Origin of the sequence: Clostridium sp. NSJ-145, assembly GCF_021044725.1 — a bacterium.
GTDB classification, from domain to species: Bacteria; Bacillota; Clostridia; order Clostridiales; family Clostridiaceae; genus Clostridium; species Clostridium disporicum_B.
Map to the genome: position 1 here is coordinate 1 of NZ_JAJNOS010000005.1, position 13866 is coordinate 13866.

Genomic DNA, 13866 nt, shown 5'->3' on the forward strand with positions numbered 1-13866 from the left:
AATGCAAATCCTATTTGTTGCATAGGAATCACATTTTTTGTGAAGTTTTTCATATTATTACTATGCGCAAAAAAGGAAGTTCAAATTCGAACTTCCTTTTCTTTATCGGCAAATATCAAATTTTTTTTGATACAGCCCCTTTTTTATTTGAAAATTGATTTCGGTTTTGAATTAGAGTAATTAAGAAAAGCTAAAACTATAAACATAGTAATAAGTAGCTTAGGTGGAGTATAAAAATTATCTATAATATTCATCCATTGAAATGCAAAAAAGGAAGAAATAAATCCTATTATAAGAATTTTATTATTTGTATGATAATTTTGCTTTAAGGATTTATAACATGTAACTACAACACAAATAATAAATAGCAAAAAGGTTATTGTCCCTATAATTCCTAATTCTGTTTGTACTTTTAATAAAATATTATGTGGATGATATGCTTGATATCCATCCCATACTCGAAGATGCATATTTTTACTAACATATGTTTTATATAAATATTGAAAGTTTTCATATCCTACACCAGATAAAAAGTTATCTTTAATCATTAATAAACTTATCTTCCATACTTTTAATCTTGATATATTTTGTGAAAAATCAAAGATTTCAAAAAATCTAACTCTAGCAGCTGGAATTATAAGTAGTATAATTGGAAGAACTAAAGTAATAATAAGATATTGCTTTTTATAAAGTATTGCAAATAAAAATGATCCCACAAATAATGCTAATAAAGCGTTTCTTGATTGACAAGTTATTAAACTAAATAGTTGTGCTATGAAAACTAAAGCATACATAAATTTTATAGATATTTTTTTACTTTTACAAATAAGAGCAAATACAATGAAAATTGATAATATAGTATATGCACCAAGATTATTAGAATTTTCTAAGGTAGATGTTATTCTGTGGGCTTCATCAATAATAGATGACTTAAATATACTTTGGTAAATAGCATAAAGCCCTACTATTAAATTGGAAAAAACAAATGTATTTAAAAATAAATAAAATCTTTTTTTATCTCTTAAATTAAATAGTAAAACTAAAAAGATAAATAAATACATAGAGAATCTTATGCTGTTACCTATAGTTGTAGCTTTATTAGTAGCTGGTATTACTGAAATATACATACTTAAGTTAAATAACATCAATGAAATAAATATTATATTATTTTTTAAATTAATTAGATAATTAAAAAATGATTTACGAATACTTTTATTAAGTAACAAGTTTAAGATTTGTATAAGGGCTAACAAAACTATTAGCATATCAGCATTAAATTTACCGTAGCTAGGCAGTATGGGATATAAAATTAAAAGTGCAATTAAGACCAATTGTACTAAATTTTCAAAAATATACATAATTAAACCTCTTAAGATATATTTTTGAGTAATACAGAAAAAATCTGTATTACTCAATTTAAATTTATTAGCGTGGAATTAATCCAATTTTCTTTTGCATTTTTCTAAGTGTTTTATTAGCTGCGTAGCTAGCTTTTTGTGCGCCGTTTTTATATATATCTTCTAAATACTTTTTATCTGATAATAATGTTTTAACTCTTTCTTGGACAGGAGATAGTTCATCTATAATTATATCCGCAACATCATTTTTTAAGTCAGCATAGCCTTTTCCTTTATAACTTTCTACGACTTCGTCAGGAGTTATATTTTTTATTGCACAAATAATATTAATTAAGTTTTTAACTCCTGGTTGATCATCAGTGTAGTTGATAACACCTATGCTATCAGTAACAGCTCTAGATATTTTTTTTCTAATAACTTCAGGAGAATCCATAATTAATATGTAGCAATTTGGATTTTCTTCTGATTTAGACATTTTCTTAGTTGGATCTTGTAGGTCCATAATTTTAGCCCCTTCTTTTGGAACATATCCCTCAGGAATAGTGAATGTTGGGCTATAAGTATTATTAAATCTAGTTGCTAAATCTCTAGCAAGCTCTAAGTGTTGCATTTGATCTTTTCCAACAGGAACTAAATTAGAATTATATAGTAATATATCCGCTGCCATTAATACTGGGTAATTAAATAAGCCAGAACCAATTGATTCACCCATCTTTTGAGATTTATCTTTATATTGAGTCATTCTACTTAATTCACCCATATAGCTATTACATGTTAAAAGCCATGAAGCCTCTGAGTGGGCTGGTACATGTGATTGTATAAATAGAGTATTCTTTTCAGGGTCTATACCTGAAGCAATATATATTGCTAAAACTTCAAGAGTTCTTTTTCTTAAATCAGCTGGATTTTGCTTAACTGTTATTGCATGTAAATCTACAACACAATAGTAGCAATCATATTCATCTTGTAATTTAACCCAGTTTTTTATAGCCCCAAGGTAATTACCTAAAGTTAAATCACCAGATGGCTTTATTCCACTAAATATTATCTTTTTTTGTTGTATATTATTTTCCAATGGAAACACCTCATTTCAATATTTTACGAAATACTTTACATAAGTATAATTATAGATTTACCACAATTTTATGTCAATGAAATGGTGGTAATTTGAGTTTTTATATAAACTTATTAAATTAAAGAAATTCTTTTATTAGATAAGTACATACTATTAATAGAGAATTCTATTATATTATTAAAAATTAAGAATAATTTAATAGTAGAAATTTGCTTTAGAAGATTAAAGTTGATATAATTTGTATGTTAATAAAATCCAAGTAAAAATGTTTATTGTGAAAGGATAATAATTATGGAACATGAAAATAAGTTTAAGATTTTAATGTTAGTAATACTGGATATTATTCTAATTAATGCAGCTTATATGATAAGCTTTTATATAAGATTAGGATCAATTTATAATGAACTTTATAATGATATATATGTTACGTATTTACCATTAATATTGATTTCTTATATCGGAATACTAGCGTTGTTTAAGATGTATAGAAGTATTTGGAGAATAGCAGGTATAGATGAAGTTATTCTTGGAATTGCAGGGTGTTTTATTGCAGGATTAATAAACTTTACAGTTTTAGAGTTTATGCCATTTAGAATCCCAAGAGTAGTTACAATATTATCTTGCTTCTTTATAACAGCGTTTGTATTAGGAATAAGACTTTCTTATAGATTTATTAGAAGAATATCTTTATATGGAAACATATATTTAGGTAATGGAGAAAGAGTTCTTATTTATGGAGCAGGAGCTTGTGGAAGTTTACTTATTGAAGAGCTTAGAAGAGCAACTGATAAAAAGTATAAAATTATTGGATTAATTGATGATAATCCTAATAAAAAAGGTAAGTATATAAAAGGCGTAAAGGTAATTGGTAATAAAAATATAATAGTAGAAGCTGTTAAGGATAATAGAGTAAAAACTATATTTTTTGCTATGCCATCTTTAGATGCCAAAACAAAAAGTGAGATATTAGATATATGTAAGGAAAGTAAAGCTAAAGTTAAGATAGTTCCAAGCTTTTATGAAACTATTGATGAGCAAATAGATTTAAGACATGTTAGAGATATTGATCTTAAGGATTTATTAGGAAGAGATGAAATTGTCTTAGATAAAGAAGGAATAAATGAATATATTAAAGATAAAGTTATATTAGTTACTGGTGGAGGTGGATCAATAGGATCCGAACTTTGCAGACAGATAGCAACTTTCAAGCCTAAAAAGCTTGTTATACTTGATATATACGAAAATTCTGTTTATGATTTACAAAATGAATTAAGCAGAAATATGCCAGAACTTGATAAGGATGTACTTATTGCATCTGTAAGAGATAAGAAGAAGTTAGAAGAAATATTTGCCGAATATAGACCAAACGTTGTATTCCATGCAGCTGCTCATAAGCATGTACCTCTAATGGAATTTAACCCTAGTGAAGCTATAAAGAACAATGTTAAAGGAACTTTAAATGTTGGAGAATGTGCAGATAAATATGGATGTGATAAGTTTGTATTAATATCCACTGATAAGGCGGTTAATCCAACTAATGTAATGGGAGCAACTAAGAGATTCTGTGAAATGATAGTTCAAGCTTTAAATGCAAGAAGCAAAACAGACTTTGTTGCTGTTAGATTTGGTAATGTTTTAGGAAGCAATGGATCAGTTATTCCATTATTTCAAAAGCAAATATCAGAGGGTGGCCCTGTAACTCTTACTCATCCTGATATAATACGTTATTTTATGTTAATACCTGAAGCAGCACAATTAGTTCTTCAAGCAGGAGCTTATGCGAAGGGTGGAGAAATATTTATATTAGATATGGGTAAACCTGTTAAGATTTATGACCTTGCTGTTAATTTAATTAAGTTATCAGGTTATGAACCAGGTAAAGATATAGAAATAAAGGTTACAGGATTAAGACCAGGTGAAAAACTTTATGAAGAATTGTTAATGAGTGAAGAAGGTCTTACAGAAACAAAGCATAAAAAGATATTTATAGGGAAACCTTCAACTTTTGATTTAGATATTCTTAAATTGAAGATTGATGAAATAATGAAGATTGCTGAAAGTGGAAATAAAGTGATGCTTAGAGAGAAGCTTCATGAAATTGTTCCAACATATAATCAACAAAAAGATGCTGAAGTTGCTGCAAGTAAAGAATAGATAAAAAAACCCTAACCAATTAAGGTTAGGGCTTATTTTATGCAATTATCTTCTTTCTCTGTTAGGTCTTTGAGCTTTTCTAGCTTTTCTACATTCAGGACATCTAACTGGATCATTTTCAAATCCCTTTTCTTTGTAGAATTCTTGTTCTCCAACTGTGAAAACAAATTCCTTTCCACAATCTTTACAGATAATCTTCTTATCTTCCATTTTAAAATACCTCCTAGAAATTCTTTGGGTTAATCTCCATAATTACATAATTACCTATACACCCCAAATGAATTTAAAGGGTAAAGACTACGTTATCTTATTATAAGAGAATTTCCAAATTTTTGATTACACTATCATTATAGCATAATATGGTATAAATGCAATTAAAATACATATGGTATTTTTAATTATTTTTTAGCTATTTTATGCACATTTATTTGGAAAGATAAAAATGCTATAAGTGGTACTAATACAAAGGTTACAAGGTTAATGTATTGATAATATTTTAATACATTAAATAATGTGTAATTATTTCGGGATAAAAAGCAAGCAAATATAAATATAGCTATTGAATATATAGTTATAAAAGCTTTTCTGCTTTTTATTTGCTTTTCGTAAATTAGGTAGATACCACATGTAGCAATTATGTATTTAACAAACATTCCGATTACAGTTTGAAATACAAAGAAAAATTCTCCGAATTCTAAAAATCCACCAATTTGTACAAGTTGACTTTGAACATATTCAGGGTAAAAGATATTGCTAGCTCTTAATGGACCAAAGGTAGCAAGAGTTCCAATAATAGAATATACACATATAAATCCAACAATAGCTAAGGCTATTAAACTATGTTTTTTTAATTTATTATTTTTATTTAAATATTTTAAAAATGGCAATGCAATTACAAAAGCAGAAAGAGAGCCAATTATCAATAATGAGGTATTTATAAGTTCTATTCCAATTCCATTACCAAACACAGGTAGAATATATTTCATATGTTTATATTTTTCTGTTACTAGTGAAAGGTTTATAAAGTTAAGTATTAAGGAACCAGAAGTTAATATAACAAAGATTAGTAGTGTAGTAAATTTCTTTCCTATTATAAAAAATGATGGTAATAGGAAAAAAAATAATATATACCAAACTGGGGTTTCTATAAAGAAGTTTGTTTTTATAGCATTTGCTTCTACTGTTGCAGATTCAAGTGCAGCTAAAAAAAGTCCTATAGAAAATATAAATAATAGTATGTTACCTAGTGTTTTTGAAAGTCCTAAGGTGAAAATTTGAGTTAAATCATAAGTCTTTCTTGAGTCCATAATATAAATTAAGTACATAGCAAAAGCTAAAAAGACTATGTATGCTATTATTGTATAAATCCATGTATCCCTTCCCCCTTCAGCTATAAATAATGAAGAATATGTCTTAAAGGATATGAAGGTCACTCCAAATATAAAAAGTACAAAGTGTTTTGCTGATAATTTACTCATATTTAACCTCTCTTTTTCAATATATAAAGTTTACTCTATTTATTATTAGCTAAAAAATGAATATTAAACCTAGCTGGAGGAATAATATCTTTAGGTGATGAAGATGGATAAACTAAAGAAAATTAAAGACAATTTTGAAGGTTGTTTTGATGTAAAATATAGAGATATTAAAACTATATTAGGTGATGCAACTTTAATTTTTATTGATGACTTATGTAATGGAACTTGGCTAATGGAATATACAATACTTCCATTAAGAGGTTTTGGAAAGTTAAAAGATAGTAAAATAACTACACCTCAAGACCTTTTAGATAAGGTCCTTGATATGAATATGGCTGGCTTGGCAAAGGATGTAGATGATGCAATATCGCATGTACTACAAGGAGACGCAATTTTAATATATGAAAACTTTGAAGAAATAATATATTGCGAAGCTAAGAATTTTCCTAGAAGAGGTATTGGTATACCGGAAACAGAGTCAGTATTGAAAGGGCCAAAAGAAGGATTTAATGAGCTTATTGTAGATAATGTAGCACTAATAAGGAGAAAACTTAAAAATCCTAATCTTAAATTTGAAGCTGTAGTATTAGGAGAAGAATCTAACACAGCTGTTGCGATAACATATATTAAAGGAATAGCACCAGATGAATTAGTTAACTCAATAAAAGAAAAAATAAAAAATTTAGATTTAAGATTCATTTTAGATACAAACTATATAGAAGCTAATTTAAAGAAGCAAAAATCTTTCTTTGATACTGTAGGTTATACTGAAAAGCCTGATGAAATAGCGGCAAAGCTAGTAGAAGGAAGGATTGGTATAATAGTTGATGGAACACCGTTTGTTATTACAGTACCATATTTCTTTTTAGAAAATTTTCAAATGCCTGATGATTACTATTTAAACAGGTATTATACAAATTTTAATCGTGTGTTAAGATGGATAGCGTTTTTTATAGCTGCATTTTTACCAGGATTATATGTGGCAATAATCACATATCATTTTTCAATGATACCAACGTTATTTATTTTTAGATTAGCTGTATCTAGAGCAGGGGTTCCTATACCAACATTTATAGAAGTATTAGTAATGATGTTTGCATTCCAATTTATAAAGGAAGCAGGTTTAAGGCTACCACACCCAATAGGTAGTGCAATGAGTATAGTATCTGCACTTATTTTAGGAGATGCGGCTGTAGGAGCAGGAATAGCTTCAAGGATAACTATAATTGTAATAGCTCTTAGTACTTTAAGTTATTTCTTAATCCCTAAGATACATGGAGCGTTATCTTTTTGGTCAATAGTAATATCCTTAGCTAGTGCAGCTTTTGGATTGCCAGGATTTTTTGCAGGTTCATTGATATTTATAATTCAAATATGTGAATTAGATTCAGTTGGATATCCATTTTTATTCCCAATGGGAAGTACAGAGCAGTATAGTTTTAAAGATGTACTTTTTAGAGGTAGATTAGATAGGATATCAAAGAAGGTTATACTTAGGAGGGAAAAAGTTGATTAGAAAATTTAGTGCAGTAAGTCTTTTAATTATAATTGTTTTGCCTCTTTTATTAACTGGGTGTTTTAACTATAGAGATATTAATAGAGTAACCTTTAGCACAAGTATTATATTTGATGTCGACGAATTAGGAAGAACTATAATTTATTTAGATTGTATAAAACCTTATAGAAGTACTAATGACAGTTCAGACAAAGGTAAAAGAATTATTTATAAGGGTGAAGGAAAAACAGTAGTTGAAGCTTTAAGTAACATAAATATGATATCAGGATATAAGCTAAATTATAGTCAAACTAAGGCTTATATATTTACTGAGAGAGCAGCGCAAAAAGGTATAAAGAAGTTTTTAGATTTAATAAATGACAATAACGAATTTCAAATGAAGAGTAGCGCATTTGTATATTATGGGGATGTGCAAGAACTTTTAAAAATAACATCTAGTGATGAGGAGTATTTAGGGTTATTTTTAAATGAATTAGTTAAAACAGATAATAATGATGCTAAATTTATTAAATCTAATATAAACTATTATTTAAGCAATACTCTAATGGGAAGCAATACATTAATGTTATCTGCTATGAAATTAAAGAAAGATGCTATAGATGAAAAAGTAGAGATTGGTGAAGGAGCAGTATTTAAAAATAATAGGTTAGTGGAAAATATGCCAGCAGAAGATGTTGTTGCATATAATCTTTTAACTCGTAATATTAAGCAAGGAAACTTAGAAATACCTAATCCACAAAGTGATGATGGATTTATTACACTTCAAATTTTAGATAGTAATGTGAAAGATAGTCTTAAATATGAAGGAGGTAAATTTATATTAGTTAAGGATATAGGTATTGATGTATCTGTTGCAGAAGCACAGGAACAATTTGTAGTAGATAGTGATGTGTTAAATTATATAACTAAAAATGAAGAAGCTTTTGTAAATGAATATGCAAAGTTTATTTTTAATAAATATAAGGATAAGGACTTAGATTTATTTGATATAAAAAGAATGGTAGAGGTTTACTATCCGAAGAGTGAGATAGCTAATCCGTTAAAGTATACTGATATAGAAGTTAATACAAAAGTAACTATCAAAGGTACAGGAGTTACAAGAAATAGCCTTTGATTTATTTAAGAGTTAAAAGTTAAGAATTATTGAAGAAACTGTTTAGGCAGTTTCTTTTTTTGTGTGTTAAAAGCAATACTGCTAATTTTATTCATAAATTATTAATTATTCTTTATTAAATATTAATTGAAAGTAGGGCATTTTTACAATTAAATGAATATTATATAGTATACCAATATTTTGGGGCTTAAGTATGGAAGAAAAAAAATTATTATCTATAATTGCAAAAGGTGAAGGAATAAAAGTAGATTTTAAGAGAGAACTATATTTAGATTATGAGTCTTGTAAGAAAGAGCTTGCTAAAGATGTATGTGCAATAGCAAATTCTCGAGGGGGAAGAGGATATATCATAGTTGGTGTAGAAGATAAAAGTAGAGAGATTGTTGGTGTTAAAGATTTAAATTCTTTAAATGAAGAGAAGATACAACAAATAGTATCTAGTAGATGTGAACCACCTATACCAATAATGGTAGAGATAGTAGATGTGAAAGATAAGAAAGTTGGAATAATAGTCATTTATGATGGAGGACAAAAACCTTATCAGATTAGAGAGACAGGTGCCTTTAATATACGTAGAGGGTCAACAACTGATACTATGAGAAAAGAGGAATTAGTAGCAGCATTTGAAGAAAATCTACTTTTGATAGTTGAAACATGTCCTATAATGAAAAGTACAATAGATTTTTTAAATATGGAGTTAGTAAGTAAATATTTTCAAAGTAAAGGAATATATATAAATAAAGAGAATGAAAAATATCTCTTAGAAAGTGCAGGTATTATATATTTAGATACAAGTAATAAAGTTTATAGATGTACTCTAGGGGGATTATTAGTATTTTCAGATATAAACAATATATGCATCCCACAAAACATGGTGAAAATAGTAGACAAGAGTAACGATTCTAAAGATAACGTTATCACTATAGGTGGGAATCTTTTAAACATAATCCACGAAACAGAGAAAGAATTAAGAAATATATTAAAAGTGGGTTATCCTATAGATGCTGTTATGGAAGCAGTAAAAAATGCAGTACTATATAGGGAGTATTCTATTTTCAATAAGATGATAGAAGTAATAGTAACTAAAAAATCAGTTATTATTTTAAGCCCAGGTCAAATGATTATTAAAAATAATAAAGGAAAGAATATAAAATATAACAGTAGGAATATGTGGATATATGAAAAACTAATATCTTTAGATAAAGATAATACCTTTACCAATGATGGCTTCGGTATTAAAAGAATGAAAAACGCATTTAAAGGAAGAGGATCAGTGAAACTAATAAATTCAGTTGTTGAAAATTGTTTCAAAGTGATTTTGCCATACTATAAAGATGAATAATAAAAGATTATTTGCGAACAATAGTGTTAAGGAAAAGTTAATAAATAAACTTAATAAAAAATTTTAATAGGTCAATAATTAGATGTATAAACATCTATAATAATTTAATAGAAGGAGTGATTCCAATGATTCAAGTTTTTTGTGCAAGAAGAGGTTCAGGAAAGACTAAAAGATTAATAGAATTAGCTAATAATCAATATTTAGAATCAAAAGGAGATTCAGTTTATATCGATGATGACTGCAGACCGATGTTTCAATTACACACTGGAATAAGATTTGTAGAAACTAATGAGTTTAGAGTTTGTGATTGTGATAGTTTTTATGGGATGCTTTGTGGAATAATATCATCTAATTACGATATAGAAAATATCTATATCGATGGCTTATCAAATATAGTTAAATGCACTATGAAAGAATCTACTGAGTTATTTAAAAAGATTGCAGGTATAACTGAGAAATTTGGAATTAACGTTTATATTAATGTAAATGTAGATAGTACAGAAGAAGTACCAGATTGCATAAAGGAATATGTAGCATAAATACGGAAAAACTAACTTGATATATACAAACAAAGAGGAGTTGCGGGTGCAACTCCTCTTTTAGTAGGGATTATATTAATGATACATTGCTTATGTAATAGTGAGTGAAGCTAACTTGAAATTATATAATTGTAGTGTAATGATGAATGGTGTTTTTTGAAAAGTTTCTTGATAAAGAAAGTTTTTATAGATATACTGTATATAGAGAAAAACGTAGGAGGTTACTGTAATGGCTAATGTTTTAGACGAATTACTAGATCGTGGATATATAAAACAATTTACTCATGAAGATGAGACTAGAGAATTATTAGAAAAGGAAAAAGTTACTTTTTATATAGGTTTTGACCCAACTGCAGATAGTTTACATGTAGGTCACTTCATAGCTATGATGTTTATGGCTCATATGCAAAGAGCTGGACATAGACCAATAGCTTTAATCGGTGGAGGAACAGCTATGGTTGGAGATCCATCAGGAAAGACAGATATGAGATCAATGCTTACTAAAGAACAAATAGCTCATAATGTTTCATGCATCAAGAAGCAAATGGAAAAGTTTATAGACTTCTCTGATGATAAAGCTATATTAGTAAACAACGCTGATTGGTTACTTAACTTAAATTATGTTGATTTCTTAAGAGAAGTTGGAATGCATTTCTCTGTAAATAGAATGTTAACAGCTGAGTGCTTTAAGCAAAGATTAGAAAAAGGTCTTTCATTCTTAGAATTTAACTATATGTTAATGCAAGGATATGACTTCTACGTATTAAGTGAAAAGTATGGATGTAAAATGCAACTTGGTGGAGATGACCAATGGTCAAATATGTTAGCTGGAGCTGACCTTATAAGAAGAAAGAGTCAAAAGCAAGCAATGGCTATGACATGTACTCTTTTAACTAATAGCCAAGGACAAAAAATGGGTAAAACAGTAGGTGGAGCTTTATGGTTAGATCCAAACAAGACATCACCATTTGATTTCTACCAATACTGGAGAAACGTTGATGATGCAGACGTTGAAAAATGTTTAGCGTTATTAACATTTGTACCAATGGATGAAGTAAGAAGATTAGGAGCCTTAGAAGGTTCAGAAATAAATAAAGCTAAAGAAGTATTAGCATTTGAAGTTACTAAGCTTGTTCATGGAGAAGAAGAAGCTACAAAAGCTCAAGCTGCAGCAAGAGCATTATTTGCAGGTGGAGCTGATATGAGTAACGTTCCAACTGTTACAATATCAAAAGAACTTCTAGGAACTTCAATATTAGATATAATGGCTCAAACTAAGATAGTACCATCAAAAGCAGAAGGTAGAAGACTTATTCAACAAGGTGGATTATCTTTAAATGGAGAAAAGGTTACTGATATTGCAACAGTGTTAACAGAAGCTGACTTAAAAGATGGTGAAGCTTTAATTAAAAGAGGAAAGAAAAACTACAATAAAATAGTAGTAGAATAATAATGCTGTAAAAAGAGTTGCTAGTTTGGCAACTCTTTTAAATTAATAATTAAAGATAATATCATTAAGTATTTTTTAAATATATTTTATAAATTGAGTAGAAATTTCTAAAATAATTATTAATTATTATCTATTAATTATTTGATGTTAGTTAATAATTATAAATGTAGTATAAAAATTTTACAGACAAAGTAATTAGAATATAATATAAATTATGAAAGAAAGATTTTATTAAAGGAGAAAATTTAATGGCTTTATATGCGATATCAGATTTGCATTTGGCTTTTAATGTTGATAAGCCTATGGACATCTTTGGTGAAAGATGGTTAAATCATGATGAAAAGATAAAGAAGAATTGGGAAAGTAAAATTAACGAAGAAGATACTGTTCTTATAGCAGGAGATATTTCTTGGTCCATGAGAGCTGAAGATAGTAAGTATGATTTAGATTGGATAGATAGTTTACCAGGAAAGAAGATTATTTCCAAAGGGAATCATGATTATTGGTGGCAAAGTATTAGTAAACTAAATAAGATGTACGAAAATACTAAGTTTATACAAAATAACTTTTATACTTATGAGGATTATGCAGTATGTGGAACTAGAGGATGGACTTCACCAGATAGTGATAAATTTACTCAGCATGATAGGAAAATATATGATAGAGAACTTATAAGATTAAGATTATCATTAGATATGGCAAAGAATGCTGGATATTCTAAGTTTATAGTTATGGTTCATTATCCACCAACAAACGAAAATTATGATGAAACAGAATTTACTAAAGTTTTTAAAGAGTATGGAGTGGAGAAGGTTATATATGGACACCTTCATGGGCCAGCAAATTTAAAAATTAAAAATGATACAGTAGATGGAGTAGAATATGTGAATACGTCTTGTGATTTTATAAATTTCGATCCAGTAAGATTGCTTTAAAATAAATTTTTATGAATGTGTAACAAAAGATAGTATAATTACATAAACATATTATTTTGGTATAATGGAACAGTGAGTAAAATTAAGGGTGGTTTACGAATGGCTATACAAAGTTGGAAAACTTTTTTATTGCCTTATGAGCAGGCAGTTGAAGAGTTAAAAGTAAAGTTAAAAAGTTTAAGAAAAGAATATAGAAAAAGAAATGAATATTCACCTATTGAATTTGTTACAGGAAGAGTAAAAGAAGTATCTAGTTTATTAGAAAAAGCTAATAAGTTTGGAATACCTTTAGATAGAGTTGCTCAAGAGATGGAAGATATAGCTGGAATAAGAATAATGTGCCAGTTTGTTGATGATATTGATAAGGTTGTAGAGCTTTTAAGAGCTAGAAAAGATATGCAAATACTTTATGAAAAAGATTATGTAAGAAATGTAAAAGCAAGTGGATATAGAAGTTATCATGTAATAATAAAGTATTTAGTTAATATGGCTGATGGACCTAAAGAAATATTAGCTGAATTTCAGATAAGAACTTTAGCTATGAACTTTTGGGCTACGACTGAACATTCTCTAAATTATAAATATAAACAACACATTCCAGATGAGATTAAGGTAAAATTAAAAAGAGCAGCAGATGCAGCTTTTGACCTTGATGAACAGATGCTGGAAATAAAGGATGAAATAAAAGATGCTCAAAAGTTATTTGAGGTTAAATCAGATATTATTTCTAACATTATGAATAATATTTTAATTTTAATGTCATCTGGGAAAGTAGCTGAAGCAAGTAGATATCAGGTAGCTTTAAATAGACTTATTGAAGAGGGAGAAGTTTATGAACTCTCAAATCTTTTAGCAATGATAAAGAAGGATATTGAAAAGTATAAAGACAACTAATGAAAGGTGAG

The 13866-nt window shown here is 28.0% G+C and carries 12 protein-coding genes; 8 read left to right on the forward strand and 4 right to left on the reverse strand.

The genetic code is table 11. The annotated features are described in order from the left end of the window. Positions 1-143: 143 nt before the first annotated feature. The gene (locus tag LQE93_RS05755; RefSeq protein ID WP_231072580.1) at positions 144-1358 is read right to left on the reverse strand and encodes an O-antigen ligase family protein; all 1215 of its coding nucleotides are present in this window, start codon (positions 1356-1358) and stop codon (positions 144-146) included. 67 nt (positions 1359-1425) lie between these two features. After that, entirely contained in the window at positions 1426-2433 is a 1008-nt protein-coding gene (gene trpS, locus LQE93_RS05760) for a tryptophan--tRNA ligase (RefSeq protein WP_231072582.1), read from the reverse strand. A gap of 291 nt (positions 2434-2724) precedes the next feature. On the opposite strand from trpS, the gene LQE93_RS05765 reads away from it, so the two are divergent. Next, the gene (locus LQE93_RS05765) at positions 2725-4587 is read left to right on the forward strand and encodes a nucleoside-diphosphate sugar epimerase/dehydratase (protein WP_231072584.1); all 1863 of its coding nucleotides are present in this window, start codon (positions 2725-2727) and stop codon (positions 4585-4587) included. Positions 4588-4632: 45 nt separating this feature from the next. Here LQE93_RS05765 and LQE93_RS05770 read toward each other — a convergent pair whose 3' ends face one another. Both LQE93_RS05770 and LQE93_RS05775 read right to left on the reverse strand, forming a co-directional pair. Continuing rightward, positions 4633-4797: a zinc-ribbon domain-containing protein gene (locus LQE93_RS05770; RefSeq protein ID WP_055265290.1), complete on the reverse strand. Its 165-nt coding sequence runs from the start codon at positions 4795-4797 to the stop codon at positions 4633-4635. A 188-nt stretch (positions 4798-4985) separates the two neighbouring features. Continuing rightward, on the reverse strand, positions 4986-6065 hold the full coding sequence (locus tag LQE93_RS05775) for an endospore germination permease (RefSeq protein WP_231072585.1): 1080 nt from the start codon (positions 6063-6065) through the stop codon (positions 4986-4988). A gap of 103 nt (positions 6066-6168) precedes the next feature. Between LQE93_RS05775 and LQE93_RS05780 the strand changes: the two genes are divergently transcribed. The 7 genes from LQE93_RS05780 (at position 6169) to LQE93_RS05810 (ending at position 13855) form a co-directional block, all read left to right on the forward strand. After that, a complete protein-coding gene (locus tag LQE93_RS05780; protein ID WP_231072587.1) occupies positions 6169-7581 on the forward strand; it encodes a spore germination protein in 1413 nt (470 codons plus the stop codon). Further along, positions 7574-8695: a Ger(x)C family spore germination protein gene (locus LQE93_RS05785; protein WP_148315751.1), complete on the forward strand. Its 1122-nt coding sequence runs from the start codon at positions 7574-7576 to the stop codon at positions 8693-8695. The genes LQE93_RS05780 and LQE93_RS05785 overlap by 8 nt, the downstream gene beginning before the upstream one ends. Positions 8696-8888: 193 nt before the next feature. Next, complete coding sequence (locus LQE93_RS05790; protein WP_055265284.1) at positions 8889-10037, forward strand: AlbA family DNA-binding domain-containing protein; 1149 nt, start codon at positions 8889-8891, stop codon at positions 10035-10037. A 125-nt stretch (positions 10038-10162) separates the two neighbouring features. Then, the gene (locus LQE93_RS05795) at positions 10163-10576 is read left to right on the forward strand and encodes a hypothetical protein (protein ID WP_055265282.1); all 414 of its coding nucleotides are present in this window, start codon (positions 10163-10165) and stop codon (positions 10574-10576) included. Between the two features lie 229 nt (positions 10577-10805). Beyond that, complete coding sequence (gene tyrS / locus LQE93_RS05800) at positions 10806-12026, forward strand: tyrosine--tRNA ligase (RefSeq protein ID WP_055265280.1); 1221 nt, start codon at positions 10806-10808, stop codon at positions 12024-12026. Positions 12027-12274: 248 nt separating this feature from the next. Continuing rightward, positions 12275-12961 (forward strand): metallophosphoesterase, encoded by a 687-nt coding sequence (locus LQE93_RS05805; protein ID WP_055265278.1) that lies wholly within the window; start codon positions 12275-12277, stop codon positions 12959-12961. Between the two features lie 99 nt (positions 12962-13060). After that, on the forward strand, positions 13061-13855 hold the full coding sequence (locus tag LQE93_RS05810) for a GTP pyrophosphokinase (protein ID WP_055265276.1): 795 nt from the start codon (positions 13061-13063) through the stop codon (positions 13853-13855). The last annotated feature ends 11 nt before the right edge of the window (positions 13856-13866 follow it).

Coding starts and splice junctions, on each gene's coding strand:
- LQE93_RS05755 (WP_231072580.1), bottom strand. CDS start 1,358: ATGTATATTTTTGAAAATTTAGTACAATTGGTCTTAATTGCACTTTTA.
- LQE93_RS05765 (WP_231072584.1), top strand. CDS start 2,725: ATGGAACATGAAAATAAGTTTAAGATTTTAATGTTAGTAATACTGGAT.
- LQE93_RS05770 (WP_055265290.1), bottom strand. CDS start 4,797: ATGGAAGATAAGAAGATTATCTGTAAAGATTGTGGAAAGGAATTTGTT.
- LQE93_RS05775 (WP_231072585.1), bottom strand. CDS start 6,065: ATGAGTAAATTATCAGCAAAACACTTTGTACTTTTTATATTTGGAGTG.
- LQE93_RS05780 (WP_231072587.1), top strand. CDS start 6,169: ATGGATAAACTAAAGAAAATTAAAGACAATTTTGAAGGTTGTTTTGAT.
- LQE93_RS05790 (WP_055265284.1), top strand. CDS start 8,889: ATGGAAGAAAAAAAATTATTATCTATAATTGCAAAAGGTGAAGGAATA.
- LQE93_RS05795 (WP_055265282.1), top strand. CDS start 10,163: ATGATTCAAGTTTTTTGTGCAAGAAGAGGTTCAGGAAAGACTAAAAGA.
- tyrS (WP_055265280.1), top strand. CDS start 10,806: ATGGCTAATGTTTTAGACGAATTACTAGATCGTGGATATATAAAACAA.
- LQE93_RS05805 (WP_055265278.1), top strand. CDS start 12,275: ATGGCTTTATATGCGATATCAGATTTGCATTTGGCTTTTAATGTTGAT.
- LQE93_RS05810 (WP_055265276.1), top strand. CDS start 13,061: ATGGCTATACAAAGTTGGAAAACTTTTTTATTGCCTTATGAGCAGGCA.